The 18405-nt window shown below is 51.3% G+C and carries 16 protein-coding genes and 1 rRNA gene; 8 read left to right on the plus strand and 9 right to left on the minus strand.

What is annotated here, in order from left to right:
- Positions 1-47: 47 nt before the first annotated feature.
- The 8 genes from atpB to ravA all read right to left on the minus strand — a co-directional run bounded on the left by atpB (position 48) and on the right by ravA (position 8916).
- Complete coding sequence (gene atpB / locus ACO0U8_RS18345) at positions 48-830, minus strand: F0F1 ATP synthase subunit A (protein WP_056775961.1); 783 nt, start codon at positions 828-830, stop codon at positions 48-50.
- A gap of 22 nt (positions 831-852) precedes the next feature.
- Positions 853-1251, minus strand: a complete 399-nt coding sequence (gene atpI / locus ACO0U8_RS18350; protein WP_056775962.1) for a F0F1 ATP synthase subunit I — start codon at positions 1249-1251, stop codon at positions 853-855.
- A 648-nt stretch (positions 1252-1899) separates the two neighbouring features.
- Entirely contained in the window at positions 1900-2520 is a 621-nt protein-coding gene (rsmG, locus tag ACO0U8_RS18355; protein WP_056775963.1) for a 16S rRNA (guanine(527)-N(7))-methyltransferase RsmG, read from the minus strand.
- Between the two features lie 132 nt (positions 2521-2652).
- Positions 2653-4542: a tRNA uridine-5-carboxymethylaminomethyl(34) synthesis enzyme MnmG gene (mnmG, locus tag ACO0U8_RS18360; protein ID WP_056775964.1), complete on the minus strand. Its 1890-nt coding sequence runs from the start codon at positions 4540-4542 to the stop codon at positions 2653-2655.
- A 379-nt stretch (positions 4543-4921) separates the two neighbouring features.
- The gene (gene mioC, locus ACO0U8_RS18365) at positions 4922-5365 is read right to left on the minus strand and encodes an FMN-binding protein MioC (RefSeq protein WP_056775965.1); all 444 of its coding nucleotides are present in this window, start codon (positions 5363-5365) and stop codon (positions 4922-4924) included.
- 88 nt (positions 5366-5453) lie between these two features.
- A complete protein-coding gene (gene asnC, locus ACO0U8_RS18370; protein ID WP_056775967.1) occupies positions 5454-5915 on the minus strand; it encodes a transcriptional regulator AsnC in 462 nt (153 codons plus the stop codon).
- Positions 5916-5929: 14 nt separating this feature from the next.
- Positions 5930-7405 (minus strand): ATPase RavA stimulator ViaA, encoded by a 1476-nt coding sequence (viaA, locus tag ACO0U8_RS18375; RefSeq protein WP_421671392.1) that lies wholly within the window; start codon positions 7403-7405, stop codon positions 5930-5932.
- Between the two features lie 2 nt (positions 7406-7407).
- Positions 7408-8916: an ATPase RavA gene (ravA, locus tag ACO0U8_RS18380; protein ID WP_414070239.1), complete on the minus strand. Its 1509-nt coding sequence runs from the start codon at positions 8914-8916 to the stop codon at positions 7408-7410.
- Positions 8917-9183: 267 nt separating this feature from the next.
- Between ravA and kup the strand changes: the two genes are divergently transcribed.
- From kup to rbsR, 7 genes are all read left to right on the plus strand, one after another.
- The gene (gene kup / locus ACO0U8_RS18385) at positions 9184-11052 is read left to right on the plus strand and encodes a low affinity potassium transporter Kup (protein ID WP_112165435.1); all 1869 of its coding nucleotides are present in this window, start codon (positions 9184-9186) and stop codon (positions 11050-11052) included.
- 214 nt (positions 11053-11266) lie between these two features.
- A complete protein-coding gene (gene rbsD, locus ACO0U8_RS18390) occupies positions 11267-11686 on the plus strand; it encodes a D-ribose pyranase (protein WP_421671393.1) in 420 nt (139 codons plus the stop codon).
- A gap of 7 nt (positions 11687-11693) precedes the next feature.
- A complete protein-coding gene (gene rbsA / locus ACO0U8_RS18395) occupies positions 11694-13199 on the plus strand; it encodes a ribose ABC transporter ATP-binding protein RbsA (RefSeq protein WP_421671394.1) in 1506 nt (501 codons plus the stop codon).
- Between the two features lie 6 nt (positions 13200-13205).
- On the plus strand, positions 13206-14177 hold the full coding sequence (gene rbsC / locus ACO0U8_RS18400) for a ribose ABC transporter permease (RefSeq protein WP_056775976.1): 972 nt from the start codon (positions 13206-13208) through the stop codon (positions 14175-14177).
- Positions 14178-14200: 23 nt separating this feature from the next.
- Positions 14201-15091, plus strand: coding sequence for a ribose ABC transporter substrate-binding protein RbsB (gene rbsB, locus ACO0U8_RS18405; protein WP_056775977.1), 891 nt, complete (start codon positions 14201-14203; stop codon positions 15089-15091).
- 70 nt (positions 15092-15161) lie between these two features.
- Positions 15162-16091, plus strand: coding sequence for a ribokinase (gene rbsK, locus ACO0U8_RS18410; RefSeq protein WP_421671395.1), 930 nt, complete (start codon positions 15162-15164; stop codon positions 16089-16091).
- The gene (gene rbsR / locus ACO0U8_RS18415) at positions 16092-17102 is read left to right on the plus strand and encodes a ribose operon transcriptional repressor RbsR (RefSeq protein WP_136376560.1); all 1011 of its coding nucleotides are present in this window, start codon (positions 16092-16094) and stop codon (positions 17100-17102) included. It begins immediately after the preceding gene.
- On the opposite strand, the gene ACO0U8_RS18420 is transcribed toward rbsR, so the two are convergent.
- Positions 17085-17774: a FadR/GntR family transcriptional regulator gene (locus ACO0U8_RS18420; RefSeq protein WP_056775982.1), complete on the minus strand. Its 690-nt coding sequence runs from the start codon at positions 17772-17774 to the stop codon at positions 17085-17087. The genes rbsR and ACO0U8_RS18420 overlap by 18 nt on opposite strands.
- A 534-nt stretch (positions 17775-18308) precedes the next feature.
- Between ACO0U8_RS18420 and ACO0U8_RS18425 the strand changes: the two genes are divergently transcribed.
- A 16S ribosomal RNA gene (locus ACO0U8_RS18425) occupies positions 18309-18405 on the plus strand; the annotation flags it as partial.

Below are 18405 nucleotides of genomic sequence, written 5' to 3' on the forward strand. Positions count from 1 at the left end.
AGTCTCCAGTTTGTTTCAGTTAAAACGCAGTAGTGTTGAAAGAAAAATCAGTGTTTTTCAGATGCCATCGAGAGATAGACAATCGTCAGAACCATGAAGATAAAAGCTTGCAGCGTAATGATCAGGATGTGGAAAATGGCCCAAGGCACACTCAGAATCCACTGTGACCACCACGGCAGCAGGCCAGCAATAAGGATGAAAATCAACTCACCCGCATACATATTGCCAAACAGTCGCAGACCCAGTGAAACTGGTTTAGACAGCAGGCTGACACCCTCAAGAATCAGGTTAATCGGAATGAAAACCGGATGATTGAATGGCTGCATTGTCAGTTCTTTAACGAAACCGCCAACGCCTTTCATCTTAATGCTATAGAAAAGAATCAGAATGAATACGCCAAGTGCCATGGACAACGTGATGTTCACGTCAGCCGTAGGAACCACACGCAACGCTGGCAGACCAAAGATGTGCTCGCCGATGAAGGGCAGCAAATCGATTGGCAGCAAATCCATCATGTTCATCATGAACACCCAGACGAAGACAGTCAGAGCTAAAGGCGCAATGACTTTGCTTTTGCCGTGATACATGTCACGCACGTTGCTATCGACGAAGCCGACAACCAGCTCGATGGCCGTTTGCAGTTTCCCCGGAACACCACTGGTGGCATTTTTAGCGACGCGATGGAAGATAACCAGAAAGAGTACTCCGAGGAACACGGAGAAAAACATCGAATCGATGTTAATCGACCAGAATCCCGTCCCTATCTGAAGCTGAGTCAGATGGTGACCGATATACTCTTGTGGAGTAGAGATTTCTCCTGATGCAGACATGATGCCTCTTACCCTTTAGTAGTTAAGTACGGTAACTGTTAATGACGGCCGGTGCCAAAATCTGAGTCATCAACACCGATAAATAGGCCAACCCCAACGGAGCGAAAGCCGCCTTGAACAGGCCAAGAGCAATAATCATGAAGATTATCGTCACCAGCACCTTCAGCGCTTCTCCGATAGCAAAGGACCAGGCAACCCGTCCAGAGACCGTTGTTTGCGCCTGATGGCGCCATGCAAACAGCATGAACAGTACATTTGGTACCCAGGCGGCCAACCCACCCATAAGAGCGGAAAGGGTCCATTCCAGGCTTTTGAAACCAAATACTGCACTGAGCAGAACAAAGGTCAATAACTGCAGTAGTAACAGCTTTCTGGCAACCTTCACACTTTGCGTACTGTGTAAAATACCGGATACAGACATGACGTTTGTTCTCTCCGTATCAAGTACCTAGCTGGAGGTATGCTGAATGCCGTATATCACTGCCTTTACTGTTTTGAGTCAAGCAGCAAAAACCGAGCAAATTATACGGTGCACAGGAACGAATTCAATGGATAAGTAGCGAAAAGGTGAACAATTATTTAAATTTTCCTCTTCATCACTATTTTGATAACGAAACTATAGCTGAATTTGCCCTTTTTACTTTGCTTCGGTTATTTCATCACCCGACAAAGAAGCGTGCACTGGATCACATAATTAACCGGAGCCCTTTTATATACCCTGGGCGTCCGGATTGTCTTTAGCTAAACCGGCTTTTTAAAGATGTTATAAATCATCATGTTAAGAAATTTGCGATTGAGAAAACATCTTATTTAAAAATAGACACCCTTCATTGATACATCTACCCAACAAATAACAACATTTTCATTACAAGTTGAATATCAGTCGTTCAATGCCGATTAAATTTCACAAGTGACTATCTCGGTACGGATTAAAATAAAACGTCGCAAAAATGCTATCAGTGTGTAAAAAACCGGTGATTTGTAGAAAGTCACCGCTATTTAATTAGCCTGCTCATTTTTACTCTGATAACACACACATTTTTTAAGGATTAATTGATAATTCTCAACTTTAGTTTGCATTAAGAATTATCAGATGCCGTTCTCCGTCAAGTTCCGGTACCTGCAGTTTCACCACACTTTCCAGTGTGATACCGGCGGGTAAGGCGGCGAGCTCATCATCGGGGCACACGCCCTTCAGCGCATAGAAACGCCCCTGCCCTTTCTTCGGCAGATGGTGGCACCAGGACAACATATCCTGCAACGAGGCGAAGGCACGGCTTATCACGCCATCGAATGGGGGTTCAGGGTCAAACTCTTCAACCCGGCTTTGGACCGGTGTGATGTTCTGCAGCCCCAGTTCATGCTGAACCTGGCGCAGGAAGCGTACGCGCTTACCCAGGCTGTCCAGCAGCGTAAAGTGTGAATCAGGGCGAACGATGGCGAGAGGAATGCCTGGCAGGCCCGGGCCTGTGCCGACATCAATAAAACGGCTGCCCTGTAAATGCTCGTTCACCACAATGCTGTCCAGAATATGTCGCACCAGCATTTGCATCGGATCACGCACGGATGTCAGGTTGTAGGCTTTGTTCCACTTATGCAGCAGTTCAACATAGGCAATCAGTTGGTGTTTTTGCTGATCGGGTAACGCTATTCCTGCCGCAGCAAGCAGCGAGTCCAGTTTCTTTTGCACAGTGAAAATCCTCTGACAGAGTCGGTATTCCGGGAATAGCCCGGTGGGGGGAATGATAAAGCAGCCAGAAAGGCGGGAAAAGCAGGATTTAACCGCCCGTTAGAGCAACAGGGCGGTTATCAGAGAGGTGACTCAGGCGCTGCGACGCAGCAAGCCTTGTTTTTTCAGCCAGATCAGCAAAATGGAGATTGCAGCCGGAGTAATACCAGAGATCCGCGAAGCCTGACCGATCGATGTCGGCTTGTGATCGTTAAGCTTGGCGATCACCTCGTTAGACAGACTGTTCACCTGACGGTAATCGAGATCGGCAGGCAACACCGTATTCTCATTACGCAGCTGTTTGTTGATCTCTTCCTGCTGACGAGCAATGTAACCTTCGTACTTGATCTGAATCTCAACCTGCTCAGCGGCCTCTGCATCAGGGACAGATGGCGCAAAGGGGGACAGTGTTGTGATCAGCGAATAAGTCATTTCCGGACGACGCAGCAGTTCTTCCGCGCTGGCTTCTTTTGAGAGCGGAGCTGACAAGTGTGCATTGATCTCTTCCACCTGCGCGTGATGAGGATTTACCCAGATACCACGCAGACGCTGACGTTCTTGTTCGATCATTTCGAGTTTCTGGTTAAAGCGAGCCCAACGGACATCGTCGACCAGGCCCAGTTCACGGCCTTTTTCCGTCAGACGTAAATCAGCGTTGTCTTCACGCAGCATCAGACGATATTCAGCACGTGAGGTAAACATGCGGTACGGTTCTTTAGTGCCCAGCGTACACAGATCGTCGACCAGAACCCCCAGGTACGCCTGATCGCGGCGTGGGGCCCAGCCTTCATCTTCAGTAGCGCTGCGTGCTGCGTTCATACCCGCCAGAAGGCCCTGAGCTGCCGCTTCTTCGTAGCCTGTGGTGCCGTTGATTTGTCCGGCAAAGAACAGGCCTGCGATGAATTTGCTTTCCAGCGTCGGTTTCAAATCACGCGGATCAAAGAAATCGTATTCAATTGCGTAGCCAGGACGAACGATCACTGCATTTTCCATACCCTGCATGGAACGCACGATCTGCATCTGAACATCGAAAGGCAGGCTGGTTGAAATTCCGTTCGGATAAACTTCGTTGCTGGTCAGGCCTTCCGGTTCAAGGAAGATCTGATGAGAATTACGATCGGCAAAACGCATGACTTTATCTTCGATCGACGGGCAGTAACGCGGGCCGATCCCTTCGATGATCCCGGCATACATCGGGCTGCGATCCAGATTATTACGGATCACGTCATGGGTTTTTTCGTTGGTATAGGTCATGTAGCACGGGATCTGGCGCGGATGTTGCGACGCGTTGCCCATGAAAGAGAATACCGGTGCAGGATTATCACCGTGCTGTTGAGCCAGTACGCTGAAATCAATTGAGCGAGCATCGATACGCGGAGGTGTCCCGGTTTTAAGGCGGTTTACGCGTAACGGTAATTCACGCAGGCGCTGAGAAAGGGAGATCGCAGGAGGATCCCCGGCACGGCCACCGCTGTAGTTTTCCAGACCGATGTGGATCTTGCCATCAAGGAATGTTCCGACGGTCAGTACGACAGTTTTCGCGCGGAATTTCAGACCCATTTTAGTCACGGCGCCAACCACGCGATCGTTTTCCACAATGAGATCTTCGACGGACTGTTGGAAGATCATCAGGTTTGGCTGATTCTCTAATGCCGTACGTACCGCCTGACGATATAACACACGGTCAGCCTGGGCACGTGTTGCCCTGACGGCCGGGCCTTTGCTCGCGTTTAGTATCCTAAACTGAATACCCGCATGGTCGATCGCTGTGGCCATCAACCCGCCGAGAGCGTCCACTTCTTTAACCAGATGTCCCTTCCCGATCCCGCCAATTGCCGGGTTACACGACATCTGTCCCAGCGTGTCGATATTGTGGGTTAACAACAAGGTCTGGCGTCCCATTCGTGCAGAAGCCATGGCAGCTTCAGTACCTGCATGACCTCCACCGATGATAATGACGTCAAATTGATCCGGATAAAACATGCGACTGCACCTCAGCGTTCAAGCGAACTTTCTTTGTATGGCGTTGGGAGGAGGGATTCTACTCAAGTTTAGAGCTTCCACAAGCCCCGGAGGATCTTCCCTAATTAAAAGAAGATCTTTTTTATTTAAAGATCTCTTATTAATACTTCTATTAGGATCGCGATCCTCTGTGCATAAGTCATTTTTGTCTATGAAGATCAGTATGCTAAGAAGGATCGAATGCTGTGAATGATCGGTGATCCTGGACAGTATAAGCTGGGATCAGAATTGAGAGTTATGCACAGCCTGAAAAGCGTACAGCAGTTGTTAGAGGGATAACTACGGGTTTTACACTGCTTTAAAGCATAGTTATCCACATCTGATCGCCTGAAATTTACACTTATTTGAGTAAATTAATCCAATTGATCACCCAAACCTCTGCGGGATCCTCAGGAATTTCATGCTGAGTCACGTCGATCTCAAGACGATCGCCGATCCGTTTTGCCCCTAATGAGGTCAGTTTCTGATCCAGCGCGTTGATCGCACCGCAGAAGGTATCGTATTCGCTGCTGCCCAAACCTAAGGCACCAAAACGAACATTCGACAGATCCGGTTGCTGATCTTCCAGCTGTTCCATGAAGGGTTGCAGGTTATCCGGTAACTCACCGGCTCCGTGCGTAGAGCACACTACCAGCCAGATCCCTTCTGAAGGCACTTCATACAGCTCCGGGCCATGAAACGTCTGTGTGGAGAAACCGGCTTCTTCCAGCTTCTCTGCCACGTGTTCGGCAACATATTCGGCACTGCCAAGCGTACTGCCACTGATCAGGGTTATGTCAGCCATAGAACTCTCACCCGAGAAAAGGAAGACATTGTACGCTGTGAATGAGCTGGGATCTACCTGTGGATAATAGGGGGATAGAAATCAGTGATCAAGGCTGGATGGTACGTGTGATGGGGTTTTGCAGGGAGATCAGTGTCTCAGTAGACTGGATCTCGTCTATTGTCTGGATCTTGTTGATAAGTACGTGTTGCAGGGAATCAATGGAACGGCACATGATCTTTATGAAGATACTGTAGTGACCGGTGGTGTAATACGCTTCGACCACTTCTTCGATGCTTTCCAGCTTTTTGAGGGCTGAAGGATAGTCCTTGGCACTCTTCAATATAATGCCGATAAAGCAGCACACGTCGTAGCCGAGCTGTTTGGGGTTCACGGTGATATGCGCGCCGGTAATAATGCCCGCCTGCTTCATCTTCTCAACGCGTACGTGGATGGTTCCCGGACTGACGGTGAAGACCTTTGCCAGTTCGGCGTAAGGCGTCCTGGCGTTGTCCATCAATGCATTAAGGATCCCGCGATCCAGCTCATCGAGCTGATAAATTTCTGACATGGTTATCTTTCTCTTTAAGGTGAGTTTCTTTGCCATCGGCGCTGCACGCGGCTTTTAACGCCGGTATCAAAGCGCCAGATATGATCGAAGATACGCAAGATCCCGGGCTTTCCATAATGTGACATCGCTAAGGCGTGGAAACGATGCTGCTTTTCCTTTTGCAGCATTTTGACTTTCTTTTGCACTTCGTCAGGCAGCCGCTGGGCGATGAAATCTGAGATCACAATAGCATCTGCATCGTGCCATTGCGGCGAGGCTAGCTTGTCCAATGTCGCACTCAGGCATGCCGCCAGATCGGTACCGCCGCGAAAATGCTGACCGAGAAAACGCAGTGCCTGATCCAGTCCGCCGCTTGACGTCAGTTCATAGTGGATCACTTCACTGGCAAACAACATGATGTAACAGCGACGGTTATCCGCAAGAGCAATTCTCAACAGCGCCAGGCAAAAAGCTTTCGCACACTGTTCATTGAAGCCGCCCATAGAACCGGAAGTGTCCACGCACACCACAAACGGGCCACGCGGTTGTGGTTCCTGTTGCTGATGCACCACCGGCCGCTTTACCACTTTCTCGCGCCAGACGTCGCCTTGCAGGCGGTAAGTCATCAGGCGTTTTTCCAGCAAACGGCGATAAAATTCGAACTCCAGTTCGGGGATCCCCAGCGTGCCCAGTTCGGTGGGCATCAGTCGCAAGATATCATCGCTCTGATGGATGCCATTTACTTCTTCCGGCACCGTAGCGGGTTCGCGCACCATCAGGCGGTGCGTCTCCATTTTAGCATCTTCATGTGGACTGGTTTTGACCGTCTGGCTGCGTCCGAGTTGTTCGGCCAGACGCATCAGTTCAGGCTGCTGTTGCAGGAACGCACCGAAGCGCGCCAGTGACTGAATGTCACCGCGCAGGCGCTTTCCTTTACTCATGTCCCACAGACGGCCTGCCGCGGTATCGTTCTCCGCTAATAAAGGAGACAGCTCGCTGCTTAGCTCCAGCCGTTGCAGTAATTCTTCCTGCAATTTCTCCTGTTCCTGTTCCAGTAGCTGATGATGAACGTTCACCGTCTGGAAGGTCAGGTTCAGGCGCCAGCGCTGAAGAAACAGCGTTTGAAAACTGTTACCGGTCTGCGCCGTACGCGAGGCTTCATTATTTTCCTGTAACGTGCGGGCTTCAGTGGTGAAAGGCGAATTGTGGCGGATTAACTCATCAATAAGTGCCGGTAGCCCGGTCTGGAAGGTGGTGACATCCCTCTGCTGACAGTGCTGATAAAGGTAGAATTCTTTCGCCAGATCCGGCGGTACGGGCGTTTCGTGGATCCTCTGACGCAGCCGTAACTTCCATTCAGGAAGATCTTTGGTCAGTGCGCGCTTCAGCCGGGGAAACTTCTCGAAAAACACCGACAGCGCAGGCGCGGCCAGAAGCCCCACAATAAGTTCTTCGATGATTTCCGTTTCGCTGATAGCCAGCAGCAGATCCAGAGATTCCAGGCTGAACATGGTTAGTGTCCGCTGAACGTCTGTTGCTGATGGCGTAACTGCTCGGTGACCTGCAACAGACTGGCTTCGATTTTTGCCATCCATTCTGCCGGTACAAACAGACAGTTTTGCTGCTGGCTGAATTCCTGCCGCTGCCGGGTCAGTTTTGCCGTCAGATCGCTCAGCGTATTCTTCATTTCGTCAGGCACGGCGATATGTTCATTGCCCGGCAACGTCAGCGGCGTGCTTTGACGGCTGACGTCCAGCACCAGCAGTTGCTGTTTATCATCAATCTCAGCATCAAGGGTTTGCGCAAAACCAATACCGTTCAGTTTGGCTTTCAGGATGCCGCCTTTATTGAGCCACTCTTCCAGCGCCTTGTGGTCGAAGAGCAGATGCGTGACCTTGATTTCATGCAGGTGCAAAGGCGTTTGCAACAACAGCGTCAGGCTGCTGGCGGAAAGAGTGTCTGGCAGGCTGTGCTGAGGTTTACGGCTGAAAATTCCGGCTTTTTTGCTCAGTTTGATCGACTGGCGCGAGCTTTGTTGCTGCTGATATTGCATCCATTGCTGATCCAGTTGCTGGATTTTCATCAGGAGCGTTTGCTGATGATAAGCCTGCTCGGTGATCAGCTGTTCAATCTGAGTTTGCAGAAGATGATAGGTATTGAGGTCATGCCACAGGCAGTCTTTCAGCAGGATCAAATCGACAGGTGTGATGGTGTTTCGTCCGCTGAAAAAGGCGCAGGCCTGCAACAGGCGCAAGGCTTTCTTCCAGCGCCGATCCGACACATACGGCGCTGTATCAAGGGCATCAAGGCGCTGACGAAGCTGGAATACCAGTTCAAAGCACTCGTCCGGCAGACTGACTTTATCTATCTCGCCTTGCCATTGCTGATACTCTTCATCGCTGATGCTCAGAGATTCAGCCACCGGATTGGCGCTTTCGTTAGTCCTGCTGGTCAGCAGGGAGCGGAAATTTTGCTTATCCTGTACCTTATCGAGCCACAAACGGATAAGCATGCGGTCGTATAACGCTTCCAGGCTGCCGTCGGCTTCGGGCAATTCATTGGATGCGCTGACCAGCAAACGTAAAGGGATCGCCTCTTCGCGTTCGCCATTACGAAAGCGACGTTCGTTAATCGCAGTCAGCAGGGTATTGAGGATGGCGGGACCCGCTTTCCATATCTCATCAAGGAAGACGATTTCTGCTTCCGGCAGATACCCTTCGGTAAGACGCAGATAACGGCCCTCATCTTTCAGGGCCTGAATCGAAAGCGGACCAAAGACTTCTTCCGGCGTGGAAAATCGCGTCATCAGATATTCAAAGGCGCGTGCATGGCGGAAGGCATACTTCAGACGACGGGCGATCAAACTTTTCGCAATGCCCGGCGGGCCTAGCAGAAAAACGCTTTCACCGCACAGTGCGGCCAGCAGGCATAAACGAATGGCGTCCTGTCGTTCGTACAAGCCATGTTCCAGTGCGTTAGCAAGACGGGCGATCCGTTCTGCCAGAAGGGGAGATTGCGCCATACTGTCTCTTCCGGTTTCCATTTAGATATTGAATAGTGTACTGGCTCGCAGCGATAAGCCATGATTATTTTTCACTGTATAGCTTGTTGATTACTAAAAATTTTCTATTATCAGAATTGTGACCTCGTTCATCTGAACGCCGGTTTAGCTGCACATTTAAGGGTAGGCAATCTGATTTATTCGTGCATACTGTGCGCCTTTTAGTGGGCATCATTGGACTGAGCGCACGCATCGCTTACGGATGTTCGAGCAAAAAAGAAACGAAATATGAGCACTGAACATAAACGGTCACTCCCAGCAGTAACCCTGGCCGCCATTGGTGTGGTCTATGGCGACATTGGTACCAGTCCTCTCTATACCTTAAGAGAGTGTTTTTCCGGACACTATGGTTTCAATGTTGAGCCTAGCGTCGTATTTGGTTTTCTTTCTCTGATTTTCTGGATGCTGATCCTGATTGTGTCGCTCAAATACCTCACTTATGTGATGCGGGCGGACAATGCGGGCGAAGGCGGTATTTTGACGCTGATGTCTCTGGCGGGCAGGAATACGTCCTCACGCACCACGGCGGTTCTGGTGATCCTCGGCCTCATCGGGGGCAGCTTCTTCTATGGTGAAGTGGTGATCACGCCGGCCATCTCAGTGCTTTCCGCGATGGAAGGTCTGGAGATCGCGGCACCGTCCCTTGATCCTTACATCGTTCCTCTTTCTATTACTGTCCTGACGTTGCTTTTCATTATTCAGAAACACGGTACCGGTATCGTGGGTAAACTTTTTGCCCCGGTAATGCTGGTGTGGTTCCTGACGCTGGCGGTTCTTGGCGTGAACAGCATCATGCAGAACCCGGAAGTGCTGCGTGCCATGAACCCGATGTGGGCAGTTAACTTCTTTATTGAGCATAAATCCTTCTCCTTCCTGGCACTCGGCGCGGTGGTTCTGTCGATTACCGGTGTGGAAGCGCTGTATGCCGATATGGGTCACTTCGGGAAATTCCCGATCCGCCTGGCCTGGTTCACCGTGGTACTGCCGTCTCTGGTTCTGAACTATTTCGGTCAGGGCGCGCTGCTGCTTAAAAATCCGGAAGCGATCAAAAATCCCTTCTTCCTGCTGGCTCCTGACTGGGCGTTGATTCCGTTACTGGTTTTAGCCACGTTAGCGACCATTATCGCTTCTCAGGCGGTGATTTCCGGTGTGTTCTCCCTGACGCGTCAGGCTGTGCGACTGGGCTACTTACCGCCAATGCGCATCATCCACACCTCGGAAATGGAAGCGGGTCAGATTTACATCCCGGCCATAAACTGGTTGCTGTATTTCGCGGTGGTTATCGTTATCGCCAGCTTCGAGCACTCAAGCAATCTGGCGGCGGCGTACGGTATCGCCGTGACCGGCACCATGGTGCTGACCAGCATTCTCTCCTGCACGGTGGCGCTGAAAAACTGGCACTGGAAACCGTTCCTGGTGGGGATTTTGCTGATCGGTCTGCTGTTTATGGATATTCCACTGTTTGCCGCGAACGCCACGAAACTGTTCTCCGGTGGCTGGTTGCCGCTGACGCTCGGTTTGTGCATGTTTATCGTGATGACCACCTGGAAAAGCGAGCGCTTCCGTCTTATGCGCCGTATGAACGAACACGGGAATTCTCTCGAGGCAATGATCGCTTCTCTGGAGAAATCGCCGCCGGTTCGTGTTCCGGGCACCGCGGTCTACATGTCCCGTGCCATCAACGTCATTCCTTTTGCCTTACTGCACAACCTCAAGCACAACAAAGTGCTGCATGAGCGGGTGGTCTTGCTGACGCTGCGAACGGAAGATGCGCCTTATGTGCATAACGTCCGGCGCGTCACCATCGAGCAACTGTCGCCAACGTTCTGGCGGGTGGTGGCGAGTTACGGATTTAAAGAAACGCCGAATGTGGAAGAGATCTTCCATCGCTGCGGTCTGGAAGGGTTGCCGTGCCGGATGATGGAAACGTCGTTCTTTATGTCGCACGAATCGCTGATCCTGACCAAGCGTCCTTGGTATCTCTACTTCCGCGGTAAGCTGTTTATGGCCCTGAGCCGAAACGCCCTGCGCGCGCCAGATCAGTTTGAGATCCCGCCGAACCGCGTTATCGAACTGGGTACTCAGGTGGAAATCTGACGTTCACTTGAGTCTCTGACAGGGTACCTTCGGGTACCCTGTTTTGTTTGCGCGTAATCCTTTCTGAAACGACTAACTCAAATTGCCCTCTGATTTCTGAATCATTCAGCGAAACGTTTCGACGCTGATCACAATTCCATCACATCTTCGTTGCCTTGTGCGGACATTTTCATAAACTCATCCGTGAGCGAAACGTTTCGCTGTAGGAGTCAAAATGAAGAAGTCACCGCTGTTAAATGCCGAAATCTCAACTGTTATTGCCCGGTTAGGTCATACCGATCACCTGGTTATTGGCGATGCCGGACTTCCGGTGCCAGCAGCTTGCCAGCGCATCGATCTGGCGCTAACCCAGGGAGTTCCCACCTTTTTACAAGTCTTAGAGGTAGTGACACACGAGATGCAGGTTGAGCGGGCTATCCTCGCAGAGGAAATCCTCACGAAAAATCCTCAACTCCATGAAGCGTTACTCGCCCGATTGACACAACTCGAACAACACCAGGGAAACACCATTGCTTTGGATTACGTCAGTCATGAGGCATTCAAAGCGCAAACCGAAAAAAGTCGGGCTGTCATCCGCAGCGGGGAATGTTCGCCGTACGCGAATGTGATCCTGTGTGCCGGCGTAACCTTCTGAGGCCTTTATGCAACCTTTGCTGCAACTGACAGGGATTGATAAAGCCTTTCCCGGCGTAAAAGCACTTTCCGGCGCGGCGCTCAGCGTTTATCCGGGACGTGTTATGGCGCTGGTGGGTGAAAACGGCGCGGGTAAATCCACGATGATGAAAGTGCTGACCGGCATCTATCAAAAAGATGCCGGTTCAGTGCATTTCCTCGGAAAGGAAACGGTGTTTAACGGTCCGAAAGCGTCGCAGGAAGCCGGGATCGGTATTATCCATCAGGAATTAAACCTGATCCCTCAACTGACCATTGCCGAGAATATCTTCCTTGGCCGCGAGTTTGTGAACGGTTTTGGCCGCATCAACTGGAAAAAGATGTATGCCGAAGCCGATAAACTGCTGGCGCGCCTGAATCTGCGTTACAAAAGCAACCGGCTGGTGGGGGATTTATCCATCGGCGACCAGCAAATGGTCGAGATTGCCAAAGTGCTGAGCTTTGAATCCAAAGTCATCATTATGGATGAACCGACGGATGCCCTGACCGATACTGAAACCGCCTCTCTGTTCAGCGTCATTCGTGAGCTGAAAGCGGCTGGCTGCGGTGTGGTGTATATCTCCCACCGTATGAAAGAAATCTTTGAAATCTGCGACGACGTCACCGTTTTCCGCGACGGGCAGTTCATCGCTGAGCGTCCGGTCAGTTCGCTGGAGGAAGACACGCTGATTGAAATGATGGTTGGCCGTCGCCTCGAAGAACAATATCCCCGCATTAATCATGAACGCGGTGCGCTGCGTTTGCAGGTGCGTAATGTCAGCGGGCCCGGCGTGGATAACGTCAGCTTTGATCTGCACAGCGGCGAAATCCTCGGCGTTTCAGGGTTGATGGGTGCGGGTCGTACCGAACTGATGAAAATCCTGTATGGCGCGTTGCCGCGCAAAAGTGGCAACGTTTCACTGGATGGCCGCGAAGTGGTGACTCACTCACCGCAGGACGGGCTGGCGAACGGCATCGTTTACATTTCCGAAGACCGCAAACGTGATGGTTTAGTGCTTGGGATGTCAGTGAAAGAGAATATGTCGCTGACAGCGCTGCGTTATTTCAGCCACGGCGGCGGACGTCTCAAACATGCTGATGAACAACAGGCTGTCGGAGATTTCATTCGTCTCTTCAATATTAAAACGCCATCGATGATGCAGCCTATTGGCCTGCTCTCCGGTGGTAATCAGCAAAAAGTGGCGATTGCCCGCGGATTAATGACGCGGCCAAAAGTCCTGATCCTCGACGAACCGACGCGCGGCGTTGACGTCGGTGCAAAAAAAGAAATTTACCAGCTTATTAACCAGTTCAAGCGCGAAGGGCTAAGCATCATTTTGGTTTCCTCAGAAATGCCTGAAGTCATTGGCATGAGTGACCGGGTTCTGGTGATGCACGAAGGTCATTTAAGCGGTGAATTCCCGATAGAACAGGCTACGCAAGAAGTGTTGATGGCAGCCGCTGTCGGCAAGCAATACCGCGTGACGCAGGAGTAATCAGATATGAGTTCTCAGACATTATCAGCCAAAAAGCGCTGGATCAGTAAAGAGTGGTTGTTGGAGCAGAAATCTCTGATTGCGCTGCTGGTGTTGATTGCCGTTGTCTCTTCAATGAGCCCGAATTTCTTCACAGTGAATAACCTGTTTAACATTCTTCAGCAAACCTCTGTTAACGCCATTATGGCCGTGGGCATGACGCTGGTGATCCTGACATCGGGCATTGATTTATCCGTCGGCTCTTTGCTGGCGCTGACCGGTGCGGTTGCCGCCTCGATTGTCGGGCTGGAAGTGAATGCCTTTGTAGCCGTCGGCGCCGCGCTGGCGCTGGGGGCGGCGGTGGGTGGCGTCACCGGTATGATTGTCGCCAAAGGTAAAGTGCAGGCATTCATCGCCACGCTGGTCATGATGTTGCTGCTGCGCGGTATCACGATGGTGTACACCAACGGCAGCCCGATCAGCACCGGTTTTAATGATGTGGCAGATGTCTTTGGCTGGTTTGGTATCGGTCGCCCGCTGGGTATTCCGACACCGGTCTGGCTGATGGCCGTGGTGTTTATTGCAGCCTGGTACATGCTGCATCACACCCGGTTAGGGCGCTATATCTACGCGCTGGGCGGTAATGAATCCGCGACGCGCCTGTCAGGTATCAGCGTTGATAAAGTTAAAATTATCGTCTACTCCCTGTGTGGTTTGTTAGCCGCTCTGGCCAGTATCATCGAAGTGGCACGCCTGTCTTCTGCGCAGCCTAACGCGGGTACCGGTTACGAGCTGGATGCTATTGCCGCTGTTGTTTTAGGGGGGACCAGCCTGTCCGGGGGTAAAGGACGCATTGTTGGAACGCTGATCGGTGCACTGATCCTTGGCTTCCTGAATAACGGTTTGAACTTATTAGGTGTTTCTTCCTACTACCAGATGATCGTGAAAGCAGTTGTCATTCTGCTGGCGGTTCTGGTGGATAACAAAAGCAACAAATAAACTCTCCTACAGGACTTATGACCATGAATATGAAAAAACTGGCTGTCTGGGTTTCCGCCGCAGCGATCACCGCTTCTTTCAGTGCTAACGTGATGGCGAAAGACACCATTGCCTTGGTCGTTTCAACGCTGAACAACCCGTTCTTCGTTTCCATGAAAGACGGCGCACAGAAAGAAGCCGACAAACTCGGCTACAACCTGATTGTTCTCGACTCTCAGAATAACCCGGCGAAAGAACTCGCGAACGTGCAGGATCTGACCGTTCGTGGCACGAAGCTGATGCTGATTAACCCGACCGATTCTGATGCCGTAGGCAACGCCGTAGCAATGGCAAACCAGGCCAAAATCCCGGTGATCACCCTTGACCGCCAGGCAACCAAAGGGGTTGTCGCCAGCCATGTCGCTTCTGATAACGCCTTCGGCGGGAAAATGGCCGGTGATTACATCGCGAAAAAACTGGGCGAAAACGCCAAAGTCATCGAACTGGAAGGGATTGCGGGGACGTCCGTTGCCCGTGAACGTGGTAAAGGGTTCGCTCAGGCAGCTGAAAAACACCATTTCCAGATCCTCGCCAGCCAGCCTGCTGACTTCGACCGTACCAAAGGTCTGAACGTTATGCAGAACTTGCTGACTGCGCATCAGGACGTGCAGGCCGTGTTCGCTCAGAATGACGAAATGGCGCTGGGTGCATTGCGTGCTCTGCAAACTGCCGGTAAAACTGACGTTCTGGTTGTCGGCTTCGACGGCACTGAAGACGGTATTAAAGCGGTAAACAGCGGCAAAATGGGCGCGACCGTGGCACAGCGTCCGGAACAAATTGGCGTGATCGGTGTTCAGACTGCCGATAAAGTGCTGAAAGGCGAAAAAGTCCCGGCGGTTATCCCGGTTGATTTGAAACTGGTTGCTCAGCCGTAAAATCCGCATGATTGATGCTGTAACAAGCGCCTCCTGACGGGAGGCGCTCTTTAAACTCAGGGATTTCCACATGAAGACAGGCAAACTGGTGGTACTCGGCAGTATCAACGCTGACCACATTCTGAATATCAACCACTTCCCGCAACCGGGCGAAACGGTGATCGGTAAGCAATACACCGTAGCTTTCGGCGGTAAAGGTGCGAATCAGGCGGTAGCCGCCGGCCGCAGTGGCGCAGATATTTCGTTTATTGCCTGCGTGGGAGACGACGATATTGGCGAACGGGTTCGCAAACAACTGGCCAGTGACCAGATTGATACGCGCCCGGTTGAAGCCATCAAGGATGCCACCACCGGCGTTGCGCTGATTTTTGTGAATGCGGAAGGTGAGAACGTTATTGGTATTGATGCCGGGGCGAATAATGCCGTCACGCCTGAGTACCTCGAACGTTACAAACAGCAGGTCATTGAAGCTTCGGCTTTATTAATGCAACTGGAATCCCCGTTAGACACGGTGATTGCGGCGGCAAAAATAGCCAAAGAACACGACACTCAGGTGATTCTAAACCCAGCACCGGCCTGTGAATTGCCGGACGAATTGCTTTCGCGGGTGGATATCATCACTCCGAATGAAACCGAAGCTGAAAAGCTGACCGGTATTAACGTCGACAATAATGAAGATGCCGCACGTGCTGCAAAAGCCCTGCATGACAAAGGTATTGCGACCGTCATTATTACGCTGGGGAGTAAAGGCGTCTGGTTGAGTCAGAACGGTGAAGGGAAGTTAGTCGCAGGTTTCCGTGTGAAAGCCGTCGATACCATTGCGGCTGGTGATACCTTTAATGGCGCCTTAGTGACCGCTTTGCTCGAGGGCAAGCAGATGGACAGCGCGGTACGTTTTGCTCACGCGGCTGCAGCGATTGCCGTGACGCGTCCCGGTGCGCAACCTTCTGTTCCGTGGCGTAAAGAAATAGACGATTTTCTCGCACAGCAGGAGGCCTGATTGGCCACCATGAAAGATGTCGCCCGCCTCGCGGGCGTTTCAACCTCTACCGTTTCTCATGTCATCAACAAAAATCGTTTTGTCAGTGAAGCTATTGCCGGCAAAGTGAATGCCGCCGTAGAACAGCTCAATTACGCGCCTTCTGCCCTTGCCCGCAGTCTTAAATTGAATCAGACCCGCACTATTGGCATGTTGTTGACCGCCAGCAGTAACCCGTTTTATTCAGAAGTGGTGCGGGGGGTTGAACGCAGTTGCTATGAACGTGGTTACAGCCTGATCTTGTGCAATACCGACGGCGATGCCGAGCGCATGAATCGCAGCCTGGAAACTCTTCTGCAAAAGCGGGTCGATGGCCTGCTATTAATGTGCACCGAAAATCACCGGCCTTCGAAAGATGCCATCAGCCGCTATCCTTCTTTACCCATAGTAATGATGGACTGGTCGCCGTTTGACGGCGCGAATGACGTCATTCAGGACAATGCGCTGCTGGGAGGAGAGATGGCGACGGAATATTTGATCCGTCAGGGCTATCGTAAAATCGCTTGTATCACCGGGCCGCTGGATAAAACGACGGCGCAGGAACGGCTTAATGGTTACCGTCAGGCGATGAATAAAGCTGGCCTGGCAATTTTACCGGGCTATGAAGTCAGTGGAGATTTTGAATTCGAAGGTGGCGTCCCGGCGATGGAAAAACTGCTGGCACTCCCCGAACCGCCTCATGCAGTGTTTGCCGGAAATGATGCCATGGCCGTCGGCGCCTATCAGGCTCTCTATCAGCGCGGATTACGTGTGCCTGACGATGTGGCTGTCATCGGCTACGATGATATCCAGCTGGCGCAGTATATGATGCCACCGCTGACGACTATCCATCAGCCGAAAGATTCGCTGGGCGAACTCGCCGTCGATGCCCTCTTGCATCGCCTGCAGGACCCGGAGGCGGAACCGCAAGTCCTGGTACTTACGCCGGAACTGGTTGTGCGACAGTCCGTAGGATCATTGGTCACTAAGTAACAGACGCTGACAGGCCAGCAGTGCCGCATTGGCATCGCTGGCAAGAATGGCATCGGTCAGTCGCTGATGATATTCCAGCTTAATCACTTCATTCCCCGTGATCGCCCGGAAGTAACTCTGATAGACCGAACTGAATAAATTCGAAAACGACGTCAGGAAAGGATTTTTCCCCGCCTCATAAATCAGCTGGTGAAACTGAGCATCCACCGTAATCCAGCGCTCCCGATCAAAGCTGTTATGCAGCATTCTCATTTCATACATATAAAGAGAGAGCTGATGCTTTTGATCATCACTGGCCGAAAGAGCGGCTAATGCACAGGCCTGCGGTTCGAGCGCTCTGCGCAATACAATAAAATGTGCCATCACCTGATCGAAGTTTTCACGCGTCATCCACCAGGTGAGCAAATCCTGGTCGAGAAAGTTCCAGCTGGATTGCGGCATCACTCGCGTACCAATACGGGGACGGGGTAAAAGCATGCCTTTTGCCGCCAGCGTCTTCACGGCTTCCCGAACTGCTGTCCGGCTGACGCCAAAAATCTCACCTAACTCATTCTCACCGGGCAGTATCGAACCTTCCGGGTAATCGCCAGACAGAACCCGCTGGGCAATCTTCTCTGCCAGCAAATAGGAAAGATTGCGCTGGGCAGCTTGTTGCTGTGCATTAAGTAACATGGAGGTTATTCCTGAATACCTTTTCTCTTTATTAAAGAGAGTTTACTCCAGCTCCGGGCTTTAAACCGGCGTGTTTTTCGCTGAAATCGGTCGAAATTTATCCGTTACGGGCTTTTTTGATGAATTAGTGAACGGTTGGTAAAATAATTGAAATTAGGGGTTGCGGCCTTCGGAGAACTCCCTATAATGCGCCTCCACTGACCGGGAACAACGACTCCTCTAACGAGAACAAGTCGCCCAGCCAGGAAGAATCAACCCGGTGAAAACACCGCATCTTGCAAAAGAAAATGGTTGACTCTTCAGGGGGAAAGAGTATTATCTTCCTCCCACGTTGCTGAGTTAAGTCTCGCAACGTACGCTCTTTAACAATTTATCAGACAATCTGTGTGGGCACTCACAAGACGATATCAGCCACTTCGGTGGCAAAAAAAATATCAAGTCTTAAAGAGTGACCAAGCAGTAATTCATTTAGTTGAATTATTACGAAAGTTAATTTTTGAGCATCGCTTAACTTGTTTAAGCAAATCGAACTTTTAATTGAAGAGTTTGATCATGGCTCAGATTGAACGCTGGCGGCAGGCCTAACACATGCAAGTCGAGCGGTAGCACAGGAGAGCTTGCTCTCTGGGTG

Source organism: Rahnella sp. EDr1-12 (assembly GCF_049206505.1).
Lineage (GTDB): Bacteria > Pseudomonadota > Gammaproteobacteria > Enterobacterales > Enterobacteriaceae > Rahnella > Rahnella rivi.